The sequence below is a fragment of the Caulobacter sp. DWR3-1-2 genome (assembly GCF_049896225.1).
In the GTDB taxonomy this organism is placed as follows: domain Bacteria; phylum Pseudomonadota; class Alphaproteobacteria; order Caulobacterales; family Caulobacteraceae; genus Caulobacter.
Genome location: NZ_JAFCTW010000004.1, coordinates 42,147 through 59,740 on the forward strand (window position 1 = coordinate 42,147; position 17,594 = coordinate 59,740).

Sequence of the window (17,594 nt, forward strand, 5' to 3'; positions counted from 1 at the left end):
GCGCGCCGATCCTGGATGACAACCGCCGAGAGGAAAAGGCGTCCGCCGGAGACCGACGCCTTTCAATCTTCAGTCCCGAATCCCCTACGCCTTGATGAAGGCCAGCATGTCCGGGTTGATCACCTCCGGATGGGTCGTGCACATGCCGTGCGGCAGGCCCGGATAGGTCTTCAGCGTGCCCTTCTTGAGCAGCTTGATGCCGATCAGGGCGGCGTCGGCGATCGGCACGATCTGGTCGTCCTCGCCGGTGGTGACGAAGTCGCTGCTCATGGTCTTGTCTCCTGAAGCTTGTGGCGACGCCTTGAGCGTGGCTGCGGACGATACTGCGGGCGCCCGTGACGGCAGGGCCGCCATCAGGGCCAAGCTGAAGCCGCTGGTGACGACGCAGCGGCGCGATGCGCCTCCCGGTCCGCCGGCGGCGTCGGTCTCGGGTTTGCTGCGGGAAATGGTCGTGCGCCATCCTTCGATGTCGGTTCAGCCGGTGCCTGCGGTGAACCCAGACGCAAGCCTAGGCGATCAGGTCCGGCGGCGATTGAATGGAATAGTCGTGACGTGCACGTCCTCTGGACGTTTGGCGACGGGCTGATCACAACGCTACCGCCGAGCCGGCGACGCGTTCAGGCCGCTTCGAAACGGAAGAAGCTGTTGACCGTCAGCCGGCCCGTTCGCGGGTCCAGGCTGGCCGGATGGTCTGGCAAGACGCCGGCATGCAGCAGGCGGCTGGCATAGACGATGACCCGGTTGAAGGCCGGTTCGACGACGGCGGTCTGCTCGAACAGGGCGTTGGAACCCGCGATGTAGCCGGCCGGAACCGAGGCGGTTTCGATCTCCCGGCGCAAGGCGGCGAAATAGGCCTTGCCGCGCTCGGGTCCTATGGATTCGAAACCGGTGGCGCGGTGACGGTAAAAGGCCGTGCCGCCGTGGGGCGGTCCGCACAGATAGTGCAGAATCGCCAGCTGGTCGGGATCGGTGGTGTCGATGTGCGGCAGGCGTTGGGGCAGGATGGCCTGGTCGGTCGGTAGGACCGCCATCGAAAGGGCGCTGGTGATGTGCGCCTTGCCCTCCGGCGGGGCGCCGAACACCGTCGCCAGATGGGGGCGAAGGGCGGTGACCAGAGCCTGAACATAGCCGCCCGGGGATGGCGCCCGGACGCCCGGATAGAAGTTGGCCGCCGCCTTCACGGGGGCCAGGATCGCCTGTTCGGCCGCGAAATCGACCAGATGCTCGGCGCCGGTCAGCAGGCCGTCGATCACCAGCACCGGATGGCGTTCGGCGCCGATGCGCAGGGTTTCGATGCGCGGGCCAGCGGCGGCGGCGAAGACCGGTCCGGCCGCCGGCTCGCTCATCGCCGCAGGCCCTCGGCGGCCTCGGCGCTGGCGGCGTCCCCAACCTTGGTGGTGAAGCCCTGGGTGTAGACCTGGTTTAGCAAGGCCCTGTGATCGGGCAGGCCGGCGGCGGCGCGCAAGCCGGCCTCGCGCACCTTGGCGAAATCGGCCCGGGCCAGGTCGCCATGCACGTGGGCGGCGGGATCGACGGTGGTCGCAAAGCCCATCCCGTACAGAACGTACTGATAGTTGAAGTACTTGAAGCTCTCATGGAGGCTGGGGAAATCGAAGGCGTTGGGCGGTCGGTGTTTCCACATCGCCAGGTGGTCTTGCAGGCTTTCGGGGATTGAGGCCGGATCGGCGTTGTCGGTCCAGAAGCTGTTGTCGGTGCGCTGGCTGAGGCAGTAGTGCAGCTTGATGAAGTCGATCGCCCTCAGATAGCGGTCGGTCATCGCCGCGTTGAACTGCTTGGCGGTCGCCTCCATGCCGCCCCGCCGCGGCAGGTTGCGGGCCAGCATGTAAGCGGCGGCCTCGATCAGCACGATGCCGGTGGATTCGAGGGGCTCCAGAAACCCGCCCGACAGGCCCACGGCGACGCAGTTCTTGACCCAGTGGCTGGCCCGGTGGCCCACCTTCAGCTTCAGCGGCCGAACCGTCAGCCCATCGCCGGCCTTGCCGACATAGCCGCGCAGGATCTGCTCGGCCCGATCGTCCGTGGTGTGACGACTGGAATAGACATAGCCCGTGCCGCGCCGGTCGGGCAGGCCGATATCCCAGGTCCAGCCGGCCTCGTGGGCGGTGGAGATGGTGGTGGTCGCCACCGGCCCGTCTGGGCGGTCATAGGGCGCCTGCAGGGCCAGGGCGCGATCGACGAACAGCACGTCGCTCTTGTCGATCCAGGCGCTGCCCATGGCCTCGCCGATCATCGCGCCGGCAAAGCCCGTGCAGTCGATATAGAGGTCGGCCGTCAGATCGCCGTGCTCGCGCGTGGTCACCGAGCCGATCGATCCGTCCTGCGCCTTGTTGACGCTCAGCACATTGCCCAGCAGGTGCTTGATCCCGGTTTCCTTGCCGACATCGCGAAGCAGGTTCGCCAGTTTTCCCGCGTCGAAGTGATAGGCATAGGTCATCGGCCCGCCATACTGCGGATCGTCGATACGCTTGGGACCCCGCCCAGCTTCGCAGACCTTGTCCTGCAGGGTGACAGCGCCGGAAAACGGGACGCCGCCCGCCTCGCCCATCAGCCAGTATGGCGCCAGGTCCAGGCCGCCGTTCAGCAACCGGGGCGAGGCGAAGGGGTGGTAGTAGTGGCTGTGCACACCATCCTTAGGCGCGGTCTTCCAGTCGACGAACCGGATACCCTGCTTGAAGGCCGCCCCGGCCTCGCGCATGAACCGCGCCTCGTCGACGCCGATCGTCCGCAGGGTGTTCTGGATGGTCGGAAAGGCGCCCTCGCCCACTCCGATGATGCCGATCTCGCTAGACTCGATCAGGGTGATGCGCACCCCGTCCGGTCGCATGGAGCCCAGGCGGCGAGCCAGATAGGCGGCGGTCATCCAGCCGGCCGTGCCGCCGCCGACGATCAGGATGTCATTGATCTCTGGCGTTTGGGTCATCGGCCGGCGGCAGCGCGCTGACGGAAACCGTTGCGGTAGATCTCGTCCAGCAGCGCCCGGTGATCGGGCATGGCCGCCGCCGCCCGATGGGCCGCCGACTTCAGCCGCGCGAACTCGGCCCGCGCCGCGTCGAGATGCGGATAGGCCGACAGATTGGCCGAGAGGTCGGTCTTGAAGCCCATGCCGTACAGCACATACTGGTAGTTGAAGACCTCGAAACTGTCATGGACGGTGCCGAAGTCGAACGGGTCCGGCCCACGGGTCTTCCACATCTCCAGCAGGGCCTGCAGCGAATCCGGGATCGATTCTGGCCGGGTGTTGTCGATCCAGAAGTCGCTGTCGGTGCGCTTGGTCAGGCAATAGTGCAGCTTGATGAAGTCCAGCACGCCCTTGTAGCGCAGGCCCATGGCTTCGTTGAACAGGGCGGCGGTCGGCTCCATGTCGCCCGCGCGCGGGAACAGCCGGCCCAGCATCCAGGCGGCGGCCTCGATCAGCATGATGCCTGTGGCCTCCAGCGGCTCCAGGAAACCGCCCGACAGACCGATCGACACGCAGTTCTTGACCCACGGCGTTTCGCGATGGCCGATGGGCAGCTTCAACACGCGAGCGTTCAGCCCGTCGGCCGACTTGCCGATATAGGCCCGCAGCACCTCTTCGGCCCGCTCGTCCGTGGTGTGATCATTGGAATAGACATAGCCGACGCCTCGGCGCTCGGGCAGGCCGATGTCCCAGGTCCAGCCGGCTTCGTGGGCGGTGGAGATGGTGGTGCTGGCCACTGGGGCCTCAGGGTCATCGTGCGGGACCTGGATGGCCACGGCGCGGTTGACGAACAGGGTGTCGCTGTCGTCGATGAACTTCACGCCCATAGCCTCACCGATCAGCTTGGCCGAGAAACCACTGCAGTCGACATAGAGGCCGGCGGCCAACTCGCCATGCTCACGGGTGACCACGGCGGCGATCGCGCCGGTCTCGTCCAGTCGCGCGCCCTGGACATTGCCGATCAGGTGGCGGACGCCCAGCTCCTTGCCGACGTCGCGCATCAGCACGGCCAGCTTGCCGGCGTCGAAATGGTAAGCGTAGCCAAGCGGACTGGAATATTGCGGATCGTCGATCAGCTTGGGGCCCTTGCCCGCCTCGCAGACCGTGTCCTGCAGCGTCACCGCCTCCGAGAACGGCGTATCCCCGGCGCAGCCCAGCAGCCAGTAAGGCGCCAGGTCCAGGCCCCGCAGCGTATGGGGCCGGCTGAACGAGTGGTAATAATGGCTGTGGGCGTCGCCGACGGGGGCGGTGGTCCAGTCGACGAACTTGATGCCCTGTTTGAACGAGGCCCCGGCCCCGCGCATGAACCGCGCCTCGTCGACGCCGATCTCGCGCATGGTGGTCTGGATGGTGGGGATCGTGCCCTCGCCCACCCCGATGATGCCGATCTGCGACGACTCGATCAGCGTGATCTTCACCCCATCGGGACGGTTGGCCCCCAACTTGCGGGCCAGATAGGCGGCGGTGATCCAGCCGGCCGTGCCGCCGCCGACGATCAGCACTTCATCGATCGGTTTCGTCACGTCGTTCCCCTTCCCGTCAGCCGGATCGTTTCCATCACCCAGGCAGCAGGCAGCGCACCGCCTCGCAGATCCGCTCGGCGTCAGGACCCAGCACGACGTGCACCGAGCGCTCGCCGACCCGGACCACGCCGCGTGAGTCCAGGGCTCTCAGCGCCGCCTCGTCGACGGCGGCGTTGTCGCGGACCACCAGGCGCAGGCGGCTGGAACAGGCGCCCACCGTCTCGACATTGGAGAAGCCGCCCAAGGCGCTGACCAGGCCCTCGGCCCGGCTGTCATCAATGGCGGTGGGTAGGGCGACCGCTGCCGCGGCCTTGGTCGCGGCAGGCTTGGGCGGCGCTGGCCTGCCCATGGCGGCGCGGATCTCACCGGCCACTTGGTCGGCGACCGGGCCGAGGACGACCTGTAGCGCCTTGTCCGACGGCCGGACCACACCCCGCGCTCCGAGGGCCTTCAAGGCGGGTTCGCGGACCACGGCCTGGTCGACAACGATCAGCCGCAGGCGGGTGGTGCAGGCGTCGACCGAGGTCAGGTTCCCCGCCCCGCCCAAAGCGGCGACGAAGTCGGCGCCGCGCCCGCCGGCGCTGGGCCCCACCGCCGCCTCGGCGGCCAGGTCCTCGGCCGGCTCGCGGCCAGGGGTCTTGAGATCGAACTTCAGGATGAAGAAGCGAAACAGCCCGTAATAGATCCCGCCATAGACCAAGCCGATCGGCACGAGCCACAGCGGGTGGGTGGCCTTGCTGAAGTTCAGCACATAGTCGAACAGACCGGCCGAAAAGCCGAAGCCCAGCTTGACGTCGAGCAGGTTCATCAGGGCCATCGCAACTCCGGTCAAAACGGCGTGCAGGGCGTAGAGCATCGGGGCCAGGAACATGAAGCTGAACTCGATCGGCTCAGTCACCCCGGTCAGGAACGACGTCAGGGCCAGCGAGGTCAGCATGCCGCCGACCGCCTTTTTCCGCTCGGGACGGGCCGTGTGGTACATGGCCAGGCAGGCGGCGGGCAGGCCGAACATCATTACCGGGAAGAAGCCGCTCATGAACGCCCCGGCGGTCGGGTCGCCGGCCGCGAAGCGGTTGAGGTCACCCGTCGCGCCATGGAAGTCGCCCAGGATGAACCAGACCACGTTGTTGAGGATGTGGTGCAGGCCGGTGACGATCAGTAGGCGGTTGAGGATGCCGTAGACGAACAGGCCCAGGTTTCCGGAGACGGTGACCATGTGGCTCAATCCATCGACGCCGGCCTCCAGCCAATGCCAGCCAAAGCCGAACACCAGGGCCAGCAGCACCCCGCCCAGGCCGGCGGCGATCGGCACGAAGCGGCGGCCGCCGAAGAAGGCCAGATATTCCGGCAGCTTGATGGTGCTGTAGCGGTTGTAGAGCACGCCAGACATCACGCCGGACAGGATGCCAACCGGGATCGACAGCTTGCTGATCGCCTTGGCCTTCCAGGCCGCCAGGGCCAGGTCGCCGCCCTTGGCGGCCGCCGCCGCGACCACGTCGGGCGGCACGACGATCAGGGCCTGGATGCCCTGGGTGGCCACCAGATAGGCCACGACGCCGGCCAGGCCCGCCGCGCCGTTGTTCTCGCGCGCCAGGCCCACGGCGACGCCGATGGCGAAGATCAGGCCCAGATTGGCGAAGATCGCCCCACCGGCGGCGGCGAAGACATTGGCGACCACCAGGGTCAGGCCGCCGGACATCGCCGCCAAGTGGGCGTGGCCCAGCAAGTCGGTCTGGCCGATCCGCAGCAGCAGCGCCGCGACCGGCAACACCGCGATCGGCAGCATCAGGGCGCGGCCTAGGGGCTGGAGGACTTCGAGCGGGGACTTCATCGCTTAGGCTCCAACCTTCAGGACTTGGGCCGCGAAGGCTTTGCAGAGATCTCGGACGGCCTCGGGTGAGGTCAGGTCCAGCGCCTGGCGCGCCAGGGCCTGGCAGGCCGAAATGTCCAGGATGCGGACCAGGGCCTTGACCTCGGGCACGGTCGCCGCCGTGGCGGAAAGCTCGGTGACGCCTAGGCCCAGAAGCACCGGCACGGCGACGAGGTCGGAGGCCAGGCCGCCGCAGACTCCGACCCAGCAATGATGCTTGGCGGCCCCGGCGCAGGTCTGGGCGATCATCCGTAGGACGGCCGGGTGGAGCGCGTCGATGCGGGCGGCCAGCTCCGGATTGCCCCGGTCCATGGCCAGCACATACTGGGTCAGGTCGTTGGTGCCGATCGACAGGAAATCGGCCTCGGCGGCCAGCAGGTCGGCGGTGATCGCTGCGGCGGGGGTCTCGATCATGACGCCCAACTGGACCCGCTCGGTGATCCCCATCTCGCGCTTGGTCTCGTCGAGCAGGGCGCGCACGGCGCGCAGCTCGTCGAGGCTAGCGATCATCGGGATCATGATCTTGCACTGGCCCAGCGGCTTGACCCGCAGTATGGCCCGCAGCTGGGTCTTGAGCAGATGCGGCCGCCACAGCGACACGCGCACGCCGCGCAAGCCCAGGGCCGGGTTCTCCTCGGCCGGGATCGGCAGGTAGGGCGCGGCCTTGTCGCCGCCGACGTCGAGGGTGCGGATGATCAGCGGGCGGCCGTCCAGGGCCGAGGCGATCGCCTGGTACTGGCGGGCCTGCTCGTCCTCGTCGGGGGGCGTTTCGCGCTCCAGGAACAGGAACTCGGTGCGCAGCAGGCCCGAGCCCTCCGCGCCATTGGCGGCGGCGGCCAGGGCGTCGTTCAGCGAGCCAACATTACCGAACACCTCGATGCGTACGCCGTCGGCGGTGCGGCTCTCTTGATGGGCGGCGGCCTTGGCGGCGGCCTTGCGCTCGTGGCGGGCGGCGATGGCGGTCTGGGCGGCGGCGAGCTGCGTGGCGTCGGGGGCGATGCGCAGGCTTCCGCTCTCGGCGTCAAGGATCAGACCCGTGCCCTCGGCGACATCGAGCACGCCGGCGCCCACGGCGACGATGGCCGGAATGCCCATGGCGGCGGCCAGGATGGCGACATGCGACGTCGGCCCTCCCTTGGCGGTGCAGAAGCCCGCGACCTGGCTGGCTTCGACGCCCATCAGTTGCGAGGGCAAAAGCTCGTCGGCCAGCAGGATGGCGCCGGGCGGCAGGACGCGGGCGTCGTCTTCCTCACCCGTCAGTGCCCGGAGCACTTGGCGCTCCAGGTCGATCAGGTCATCCACGCGTTCGGCCAGGCGGCGGTCGCCCAGGCCGCGCAGAGCCTCGACATAGCCGCCGACGGCGCGGCGCCAGGCGAAGCCCGCGCTCTTGCCCTCGGCGATCAGCCGATGGGCCGAAGCGCTCAGTTCGGGATCTTCCAGAAAGGCCAGGTGGGCGCCGAGGATTGCTTTGCGAGCGGTGTCGCCCTTGGATGCGGCCTTCTCGAGCTTGGCGCGGACCAAGGCCAGGGCGTCTTCCAGCGCGCGCCGTTCAAAGCCCATGCCGGCCCCGACCTCGGCGACGATGATGTCGGTTGAGACGAAGCGAACGGCTTGACCGATGGCCAAACCGGGGGCGGCCATGACGCCGCGCAACAAGCCGGGCTCGGCGGGGTGGGCGGGGCGTACGGCCTCGACCGAGACGGGCTCGGCGGTCGGCGGCAGGGCGGCGCTCTCGCCCATGCCGCCTTCGATCAGCTCGACGATAGCGATCACGGCATAATCGGCGTCCGGGCCGCTGGCGACGATGCTGATGCGGTCGCCATGGCGGATGGCCAGGGACATCATCCCGATCGGGCTCTTGGCGCTGGCCCTGCGGTTTACCGCGACGACGGCCACCTCGGCGGCGAACTTGCGGGCGCTCTCGGCGATGCGGGCTGCGGGCCGGGCATGGATCCCGTGCTGCAGGGGCACCACGACCTCGCGCGACACCTCGCCAACGGCGACCGTCGAGGTGACCACCGCGCCATTGACCGGGGCCAGCTCCATCAGGAAATCACCCACCAAAGCGGCATGGTCCTGCGCGCGGCGGATGATCTTGAAGGCGTCGGGATTGGTGATGACGATCGGGGTGATCAGGCTGCGGGCCCGCTGCGACAGCAGGTCGAGGTCAAAGCTGATCAACCGGTCGCCGGACTTCACCGCCTGACCGTCCGCGACGTGGACCTCGAAGCCCTCGCCGCCCAGGCCGACGGTGTCCAGCCCCACGTGCATCAGGATCTCGGCCCCATTGTCGGCCCGCAGGGTGACGGCGTGCCGCGTGCCGTGCACCGAGATCACCCGCGCGTCGCAGGGGGCGTGCAGGGTCGAGCCCAGGGGGTCGATGGCCAGGCCGTCGCCCAGCATGCGCTCGGCGAACACCGCGTCGGGCGTCTCGTCCAGCGGGGCGATCCAGCCCTTGAGCGGCGAGGACAGTACGAGATTGGACACGGACGCTTCCCTGCTTTCCGAAACTTTAGTTCTTGCCGCTCTTGCCGGCGGCCGTCAGCGTCACCTGGTCAAGCACCAGGGTCGGCTCCACGCTGCGTGCTGTAAAGCTCAGACACAGGTCGTGGACCCCGTCACGCCTGGGCAGCGCGCCCGAGACCGTGGCCAGGCCCGGTCCGCGCGCGGCGGCGCCCAGCGGGATGGCGGCGATCCGCTCGCCCGCGCAGCCGTCGATCCGGACTTCGAGCTCGCCGTCCGGCGTAGAGGGATCGCGCAGCGGGATCTTCCCGCGGTCGGCGCCGATCTGGAAGTTGAACGGGACCTGGCCGATGCGGGCGGACAGTTTGACGGCCTTGGACAGATCCGCGCCCTTCCACACCCAGCAGGCGTTCATCAGATTGACCGCGAACACGGCGCGGGGGCCGGCCCCGGAGCCGCTTGCTGGCGCGTCGTCCTCGAGCGAAAGGTTGATCCCGTCACCGCACAGCTCCAGCTGGTGGCTGGTGCGCGTCTGCGCCGCCAGCAGGCTGATCGGGTAGTCGCGAACGCGGCCGAGAGCCTGGCCATCGAGGAAGGTCCGAGCACGGAGCGTCTGGCCCGGCATCACGGCGAGGGGCGCGTCATAGGCCGTCGAGGTCGCCGTTGGCGCCTTGCCGTCGGTGCTGTACCGGACCTCGCCAAGCCCCAGACCGGAAGCCAGAGCGACCGAGACCTTTCCGTCGGCGGCCGGCCTCAGCGTCGCCTGCGGCTCGTAGGGCACGGTGTCGTGCGCCACGCCCAGTGCGTCGAGCCGCGCGGTCTCGGCCGGCAGTCGGCCTGCGAAATCGGCCCAGTCATGGCGGTCGCGCGGCGTCCAGCCGTTTTCTGCCAGGGCGACCAGGCGCGGGAAGCTCATGGCCTCCAGGCGCTCATCGGTGCGCATGTGCTCGGTGAAGGCCGTGGCTTCCAGCCCGAGAATGTGACCGCGCTGGGCGTCGGTCAGGGCGGCCGGCGCGGCGTCGAAATCGTAGATGTCCTTCAGGCTGGTGATCTTGATCCGGCCGGGCGGCTCGTCGGCGGAGGCGCTCTGGCGGCGGTCGAGATAGAGGGTGCTGTCGGGCGCCAGGACGGCGTCATGGCCCTGGGAGGCGGCGGCCACCGCGCCCTCCACGCCGCGCCAGGACATGACTGTGGCGTTGGGGGCAAGGCCGCCCTCGAGGATCTCGTCCCAGCCGATCATCCGCCGGCCTCGGCCGTTGATTTTCTTCTCGGCCCGCTGGATGAACCAGCTCTGCAGCCCGTGCTCGTCCTTGACGCCCAGGGCCTGGATCTGGGCCTGGACCTCGGGACTGGCCTTCCACTGGTCCTTGACCGCCTCGTCGCCGCCGACATGGATATAGGGCGAGGGAAACAGGTCCATCACCTCGTCGAGCACGTCGTTGAGGAAGGTGAACGTCGGTTCCGTGGGCTTGTAGAGATAGGGAAACACCCCCCAGTCGCCCATGGCCTCGCGCGGCGGGGTCTTGGTCATGCCAAATTGCGGATAGGCCACCAGCGGCGCCAGGGCGTGGCCCGGCATCTCGATCTCGGGGACGATGGTGATCCCGCGCGCGGCGGCATAGGCGACGAGGCCGCGCACCTGGTCCTGAGTATAGAAGCCGCCGTAGCGGGTGGCCTTGCCGGTCTTGGGATCGCGGCCCGCCGCGCCGGCCGGCACGCGCCAGGAGCCTTCCGAGGTCAGCTTCGGGTACTTCTTGATCTCCAGCCGCCAGCCCTGATCGTCGACCAGGTGCCAGTGCAGGACATTGAGCTTGTGGGCGGCCATGGCGTCGAGGATCGTCTTGATCGTCTCGACGCTCTGGAAGTGGCGGGCGCTATCAAGCATGAAGCCGCGCCAGGCAAAGCGGGGGGCGTCGTCGATGCTGACGGCAAGCAGCAGAGCCGGGCCCTTGGCCGCGTCGGTCACGGCCAACTGCCAGACGCTGACCGCGCCATAGAACAGGCCGGCGCGCTTGGGAGCGGTGATGATGACGCCGGTCGGGTCGATGTCGAGGTCGTAGGCCTCGGCCGTGTCGCCGGATGTGGCTCCCCGCGCCAGCACGATGGCGGCCTCGCCGGCGGCCGGCGCGCCCTCGGCGACGGCCAACTTCAGGCCTCGGGCCTTGAACAGCATGTCGGACAGCTGATCGGCCACCACCTTGGCCTCAGCATCGCCCTTGGCGACAAGGATCCGGGTCTTGGCGGTGAGGGCGAAGGTCCCCTGCCCCAGCTTCGCCTGGGCCGGCGCGGGGGTGAGGGTCATGGCCGGCCCCTTCACCGGCGAGGCGGCGAGGCCGGTCGAGGCAAAGGCCAGGACGGCGAGCGAACTCACGACGGCGGCGAAGGGCTTGGAGACGAGGATCATGCGAGGGCGCTCACGCTGACGGGCGGCAAAAAGCGGGCGGAGCGTGTGACCGCTCCGCCCCAGCTCCGTGCTTGCAGTCAGGAGGACTTGGATTGCGATCGGCGGCGAGCGGACAGGTCATGCGGTGATCCTGGACCATGGCGCCTCCGATGCAACGATCTTGGGAGGAAGGACGGGACCTTCGGCGCGAAGCCGAAGGTCCCGGTAAGCCACTAGAACTTGAAGCGGACGCCGCCGAAGACCATGCGACCGTTCTTGTAGATCCGGGCCGGACGGTTTTTGTCGTTGTCGTAGTTCTCGGCCATCTTCTCGTCGGTGAGGTTAATCGCATCGAGGCTCAGCGAGATGTTCTGCGTCAGGTTCACGCTGGCCGAGGCGTCCAGTGACTTGATCGAGTCCGACCACAGCTGCCGGAAGCCGCGCTCGGCGTCGTAGTCGACGAAGAACTTGGACCGGTAGTTGTAGGACAGGCGGGCGCTGAAGCGCTCGTTCTCGTAATAGCCGCTGATGTTGGCGATGGTCTTCGAGTTCGAAGGCACCGGCACGCCCGAGGCCGACGAGGCGTCGGAGTAGGTGTAGTTGGCCAGTACGCCGAAGCCATTCCACAGAGGTTTCTGCAGGCTGATTTCGATACCCTTGTTCTCGCCGCCAGCCACGTTGATCGGGCGACCGATACGGTAGTTACAGGTGTAGAGGTTGGCGCCGGTCAGAACGCACTGGTTGGCGGCGTTGGTGATCCGCGCATCGGTCGGGTCGTTCAGCTGAAGCGGCTGGCGCTCCGAGAACGCGCCCTGGACGATGTAGGTCGAGATGTCCTTGTAGTAGAGGCCGACCGCCAGGAGCGATTGCGGCGCGAAGTACCATTCCAGCGACACGTCGTACTGGTTGGCCCGGTAGGGATCCAGGTTAGGATTGCCGCCGCTGCCGGTCAGCAGAGACTCGGTCAGCGAGGTGAACGCGGCCATCTGGGCGTAGTCCGGACGCGACAGGGTGCGACCGGCGGCCAGACGCAGAACCAGGTCATCATTGATGTCGAACGAGAAGTTCGCGCTCGGCAGGATGTCCGTATAGTTCTGGCCGGCGTCGACCGGAGCGATCAGGCCGAACGGGTTGTTGACCGCGCCGGCGGTGCCAGCGGGTACGCCAACCTTCCAGGCCGAGGTCTCGACCTTGGTCTGCACGACGCGTAGCCCGACGTTACCGCGCCAGTTGTCGCCCTTGAGCTTGCCCAGGACGTAGCCGCCGAAGGTCTTCTCGTTGAACGTGAAGCTTTCCAGCGGGCCGAAGTGGTCGCAGTTCAACAAGCCGTTACAGCCGGCCGCCTGGGTGCCGCCGATCGCCGAGTTCCACACCGCCGCCTTGGGCAGGGCGGCGTAGATCGCCTCGATCTTGCTCTTGTCGGCGGTCAGATAGCCGCTGATGACGCCGGGACCCTTGATGCCGTCAAGATAGTCGCTGGGCGTCAGGCCGCCTTGCACATCGGCCAGCGTACATTTGTGGCCGCCGCAGGCAGTGGCGCCCGGAGCAGTCCAGGGCAGCAGAGCGCGGCGCTGACCGTAGGTCTGGTCAACTTCGCGATCGTGGTCGGTGTATTTCAGCCCGAACTTGACCGACGTGAAGGCGCCGGCGTCCATGAACTTCTCGCCGTCGACGAAGGTATAGAACTCGTTGTCGTCATTGGCGGTGGTGTTGGCCGAGGCCCAGCCCAGCTCCATCTCGTCATCGGCCGTGGCCGGATTGATGGTGGAGAACGACACCTTGGGCAGGCCGCCCGACAGGTCGTAGGTCAGGCCTGTGGCGGCGCTGGTTTCCCAAAACGGCTGCAGGTCGGTGGCGCCCTCGGCGTCGGTGTAGCCGATGCGGGCGTGGAACGTCCAATCGTCGGCGGGACGGTAGGTGGTGTCCAGGTCGACCGAGCGGACCTGGGTGTGGGCGATGCGGTCGATGGCGTCGAACACCACGCCCTGCCCGCCAATGGCGTTGAAGGTGCCCTTGGTCGCGGTGCCGTTGCTGAGTTGCTGGATGTTGAAATTGGCGCCGGGCGTGCCCAGGCCAGAGATCTTGTTGGTGATCCAGGCCATGTAGTTCTGGTTGATATTGTCGGCGTCCATCTTCGAATAGAGGCCGGTCAGGTTCACATCCAGCTTGTCGGTCGGTGACCACTGGACGCCGATGTTGGCGCCGCGGCGTTCGCGGGTCTGCTTGAAGAAAGACGAACCGATCAGGCTGGGGGTCACCGCCGTCTGGCCAGCGGGGAGGCCCGTGACATTGCCCGAGGCGTTGGTGACATTCTCGTAGCCCAGCACCTCGATACCGTCGCGGCGGATCTCGCGCTTGTCATAGATCAGGCCGCCCAGGACGCCGAAGGTCTTGGCGTCGTTGTGCCAGCTGAGCATGGCCGAGGCGGTTGGCGTCTTCTTGTCCGACTTCTCGTCCCACACGCCTTGCACCGAGCCCGAGATCGAGAGCGGCGCCAGGTCCAGCGGGTTGCGGGTGTGCACATTGACGGTCGCGCCCACGCCGCCTTCGTCGATATCGGCGACCGGGCTCTTGAAGACCTCGACCTTGCCGACGATTTCCGATGGCAGCATCAGGTAGTTGAAGCTGCGGCTGGCCTTGAACTGGTCGAGAATGAACCAGTCGGCGGTGGCGACCGCGTGGCCGTTCAGCAGGGTGCGATTGAGGGTCGGGGCGGTGCCGCGAACCGAAATCCGCTCGCCTTCCCCGAACTCGCGTTGAATGGTGACGCCGGGAACGCGCTGCAGCGACTCCGCCACGTTCTTGTCCGGGAACTTGCCGATGTCTTCTGCGGTGATCACGTCGATCACGGCGTCGGCGTTGCGCTTGGCGTCGACCGAAGCCTGGAGTGAAGCGCGAATGCCGGTGACCACGACCTGGTCTACGGTGGTGGTTGTATCCTGCGCGAAGGCGGGCGCTGCGACCATCACCGCCAGCACGCTGGCGGACGTGGTTAGAATTGATTTGTGGAAATTTCTCATACTCGGCCTCTCCCCTTTTTCCAGGCCCTCAGGCCTGGAGCCGAACCCCAAGCCCAATCCGATACCAATTATTCTGCAGACATCCGCAGAACGCGGTACTTCTCAGGCCTCGGAGGTGAACTGTGACGAAAATTTATCGGATGACAAGGCCAAAAAAGAACCAATTACAGACCATGTTCTTATTGGTACCAAAATGGTCATATGCTATCTCGGTGACCACGGGGTGGCGCGGTTTTGCGCGGGGGTGGCGAATTGACGATGTTTTCTGAAAGGATCGGGGGGCTGGACGGAAACGGCCAGGGTCACGCCCCGCTCTATAAGCAGTTGCAGCGCGCGCTCCGGGACGCCATCCAGAAGAAGATCCTGGGGCCCGACGACGCCCTGCCGGCCGAACGCGACATGGCCGAGGAATTCAGCATCTCGCGAATCACCGTTCGCAAGGCGCTGGACGGCCTGGTCAGCGAAGGCCTGCTAACCCGTCGCCAAGGGGCCGGCACCTTCGTCGCCGCCCGGGTGGAAAAGAGCTTCTCCAAGCTGTCGTCCTTTACCGAGGACATGATCTCGCGCGGGCGCACGCCACGCAGCGAATGGATCAGCAAGGCCCAGGGCACCGTCACGCCGGAAGAGTCCATGACCCTGGGCCTGTCGCCCGGCACGCCGGTCTATCGGTTCGCCCGTATCCGCTACGCCGACGGCGCGCCGATGGCGGTGGAATACACCACCGTCGCCGCCTTCGCCCTGCCCTCCGCCGAGGCGGTGGGCACATCGCTCTATGAAGCGCTGGAGGCCACCGGCCACCGGCCCGTTCGCGCCCTGCAGCGGCTGCGCGCGGTGCTGTTCAACGCCGAGCACGCAGAGCTGATGGGCGTGCCCGTCAAGGACGCCGGCCTGCTGATCGAGCGCCGCGGCTTCCTGAAGGATGGCCGGGCCGTCGAGGTCACCCAGTCCTACTACCGCGGCGACGCCTATGACTTCGTCGCCGAACTGAACGCCATCGCCTGATTGGAAGGGGCCCCAAGCGGGTCCTTTGCCAGCGCTCTGATCTAAAGGAACGCCTGCCTTGGAGGCTAACGTCTTGACCCGACCCGCACCCCCCGCCGAGCACTCCACCGGGCATGGGCGGCTGACGGCGGAATCCACCCGCATGTTCCTTGAGGCCGGCCAGGCCTCGCACGTTGTCGCCGCCCAGCTGGGGGCCAACGCCGCCCGGGCCGAGAAGATCGCCGCCCGCCTGCGCGCCAGCCCGCCGCGCGCCGTGGTGACCTGCGCCCGGGGCAGCTCGGACCACGCCGCCACCTTCGCCAAATATCTCGTCGAAACGCGCACCGGCGTCCTGACCTCGTCGGCCGCCCTTTCGGTCAGCTCGGTCTATGCCGCGCCCCAGGGCCTGGATAGCGCGCTCTACCTGGCCATTTCGCAGTCGGGGCAGAGCCCGGACCTGCTGTCGGCCGTGCAGGCCGCCAAGAAGGCCGGCGCCTTCACGATCGCCCTGGTCAATGACGTGAACTCGCCCCTGGCCGCGCTGGTCGACGAAGTGCTGCCGCTGCACGCCGGACCCGAACTGAGCGTCGCGGCCACCAAGTCCTATATCGCCGCCCTGGCCGCCATCGCCCAGCTGGTGGCTGCCTGGACCGAAGACGCCGAGCTGACCGCCGGGCTCGCCACCCTGCCCGCCTTGCTGGCCCAGGCCTGGACCCTGGACTGGACCCCCGCCGTCGAGCGCCTCAAGCTGGCCCGGAACCTCTATGTGCTGGGCCGGGGCGTGGGCTATGGCGTGGCGCAGGAAGCGGCCCTGAAGTTCAAGGAGACCTGCGGCCTGCACGCCGAGGCCTTCAGCGCCGCCGAGGTGCTACACGGCCCAATGGCCCTGGTGAAGCAGGGCTTTCCCGCCCTGGTGTTCGCCCAGAACGACGAGAGCCGGGGCAGCGTCGACGCCATGGCCAAGGGCCTGGCCGCGCGTGGAGCCGACGTGCTCCTGGCCGGCGCCGGTGAAACGGGCGCCGGGGTCCTGCCGGCGCTCGCCGCCCACCCGGTGATCGAGCCGATCCTGATGATCCAGAGCTTCTACCGAATGGCCAATGCGCTGTCGGTGGCGCGCGGCTACGATCCCGACAGTCCGCCCCACCTCAACAAGGTCACAGAAACCGTCTGATGCAGCTTGTTCTCGTTAATGGCCGCATCCTGACGGAAGACGGGATCGTCGATGGCAATGCCGTGACGATCCGCGACGGACGGATCGAAGGCGTCTTGGACAGCGCTGACACGCCAGTCGGCGTGACGCGCCACGACCTGGACGGCGGACTGCTGGTTCCCGGCTTCATCGATACCCAGGTCAATGGCGGCGGCGGGGTGCTGTTCAACGACCACACCACGGTCGAGGCGATCGAAGCGATCGGCGCGGCGCACAGGCCCTATGGCACCACCGGCTTCCTGCCGACCCTGATCAGCGACGACCTGGCCGTGGTCGACGCGGCCATGCGCGCCACTGAACAGGCGATCAAGGCGGGCGTGCCCGGCGTGCTGGGCATCCATATCGAGGGGCCGTTCCTCAATGTGAAGCGCAAGGGCATCCACGACGCCGGCAAGTTCCGGATCCTCGACGACGAGGCCGTGGCGCTGCTGAGCTCGCTCAAGCGCGGCAAGACCCTGGTCACCCTGGCGCCCGAGACCACCACGCCCGACATGGTCCGGCGCCTGGCGGCGGCCGGCGTCACCGTGGCCGCCGGCCACACCAACGCCGCCTATGGAACGGTGCGCAAGGCGCTGGACGCCGGCCTGACCGGCTTCACCCACCTGTTCAACGCCATGTCGCCTCTGACCAGCCGCGAGCCTGGCGTGGTCGGGGCGGCGCTGGAGAGTCTCCACGCCTGGTGCGGGATCATTGTCGATGGCCGCCACGTCGATCCCGTCGTGCTGCGCATCGCGCTGCGCACCCGTCCCTTGAACCGCTTCATGCTGGTGACCGACGCCATGCCGACGGTTGGCATGATCGACAAGAGTTTCGACCTTCAGGGCCGCCACATTCGCGTGGTCGATGGCGTCTGCGTCGATGATCATGGGACCCTGGCGGGCTCGGACCTCGACATGATCGGCGCGGTGCGCAACGCCATCTCGATGATGGGCCTGACCCTGGAAGAAGCGGTGATGATCGCCTCGCGCACTCCGGCCGACTTCCTGGGCCTGGCGGACGAGCGTGGGACCATCGCGGCCGGCATGGTCGCCGATCTCGTGTTGCTCGACGACGCCCTGAACGTGCGCGAAACCTGGATCGACGGGGTCTCCAGCCTCTAGTCCACTGTTCTGGACGGGCTCCCAAGTTTTCCACAAACGCAAAAAAAAGGCGCCGGTTTTCACC

At 67.5% G+C, this 17,594-nt stretch carries 10 protein-coding genes and 1 pseudogene; 3 read left to right on the forward strand and 8 right to left on the reverse strand.

The features are described from left to right. Positions 1 to 84 precede the first annotated feature (84 nt). From ACP696_RS06770 to ACP696_RS06805, 8 genes and pseudogenes are all read right to left on the reverse strand, one after another. Positions 85 to 246 (reverse strand): annotated as a pseudogene (locus ACP696_RS06770) (alpha/beta fold hydrolase); the annotation flags it as partial. Positions 247 to 617: 371 nt separating this feature from the next. Continuing rightward, positions 618 to 1,346 carry a DUF6445 family protein gene (locus ACP696_RS06775; protein WP_426011019.1) on the reverse strand — a complete coding sequence of 243 codons (729 nt, stop codon included), beginning with the start codon at positions 1,344 to 1,346 and terminating at the stop codon, positions 618 to 620. Then, entirely contained in the window at positions 1,343 to 2,941 is a 1,599-nt protein-coding gene (locus ACP696_RS06780) for a tryptophan halogenase family protein (RefSeq protein ID WP_426011017.1), read from the reverse strand. The genes ACP696_RS06775 and ACP696_RS06780 overlap by 4 nt, the downstream gene beginning before the upstream one ends. After that, positions 2,938 to 4,503 carry a tryptophan halogenase family protein gene (locus ACP696_RS06785; protein ID WP_426011016.1) on the reverse strand — a complete coding sequence of 522 codons (1,566 nt, stop codon included), beginning with the start codon at positions 4,501 to 4,503 and terminating at the stop codon, positions 2,938 to 2,940. Before ACP696_RS06785 ends, ACP696_RS06780 begins: the two co-directional genes overlap by 4 nt. A gap of 34 nt (positions 4,504 to 4,537) precedes the next feature. After that, positions 4,538 to 6,334: an N-acetylglucosamine-specific PTS transporter subunit IIBC gene (gene nagE, locus ACP696_RS06790; protein ID WP_426011014.1), complete on the reverse strand. Its 1,797-nt coding sequence runs from the start codon at positions 6,332 to 6,334 to the stop codon at positions 4,538 to 4,540. Between the two features lie 3 nt (positions 6,335 to 6,337). Continuing rightward, positions 6,338 to 8,860: a phosphoenolpyruvate--protein phosphotransferase gene (gene ptsP / locus ACP696_RS06795; protein WP_426011012.1), complete on the reverse strand. Its 2,523-nt coding sequence runs from the start codon at positions 8,858 to 8,860 to the stop codon at positions 6,338 to 6,340. A 25-nt stretch (positions 8,861 to 8,885) separates the two neighbouring features. Further along, positions 8,886 to 11,240, reverse strand: a complete 2,355-nt coding sequence (locus ACP696_RS06800) for a family 20 glycosylhydrolase (protein ID WP_426011010.1) — start codon at positions 11,238 to 11,240, stop codon at positions 8,886 to 8,888. A 212-nt stretch (positions 11,241 to 11,452) separates the two neighbouring features. Next, positions 11,453 to 14,239 (reverse strand): TonB-dependent receptor, encoded by a 2,787-nt coding sequence (locus tag ACP696_RS06805; protein ID WP_426011009.1) that lies wholly within the window; start codon positions 14,237 to 14,239, stop codon positions 11,453 to 11,455. Positions 14,240 to 14,497: 258 nt separating this feature from the next. Between ACP696_RS06805 and ACP696_RS06810 the strand changes: the two genes are divergently transcribed. The 3 genes from ACP696_RS06810 to nagA are packed head-to-tail and all read left to right on the forward strand — an operon-like array spanning position 14,498 to position 17,530. Then, positions 14,498 to 15,241 carry a GntR family transcriptional regulator gene (locus ACP696_RS06810; protein WP_426011008.1) on the forward strand — a complete coding sequence of 248 codons (744 nt, stop codon included), beginning with the start codon at positions 14,498 to 14,500 and terminating at the stop codon, positions 15,239 to 15,241. A 58-nt stretch (positions 15,242 to 15,299) separates the two neighbouring features. After that, positions 15,300 to 16,391 (forward strand): SIS domain-containing protein, encoded by a 1,092-nt coding sequence (locus tag ACP696_RS06815; protein ID WP_426011006.1) that lies wholly within the window; start codon positions 15,300 to 15,302, stop codon positions 16,389 to 16,391. Further along, entirely contained in the window at positions 16,391 to 17,530 is a 1,140-nt protein-coding gene (gene nagA, locus ACP696_RS06820; protein WP_426011004.1) for an N-acetylglucosamine-6-phosphate deacetylase, read from the forward strand. Before ACP696_RS06815 ends, nagA begins: the two co-directional genes overlap by 1 nt. Positions 17,531 to 17,594: the final 64 nt, after the last annotated feature.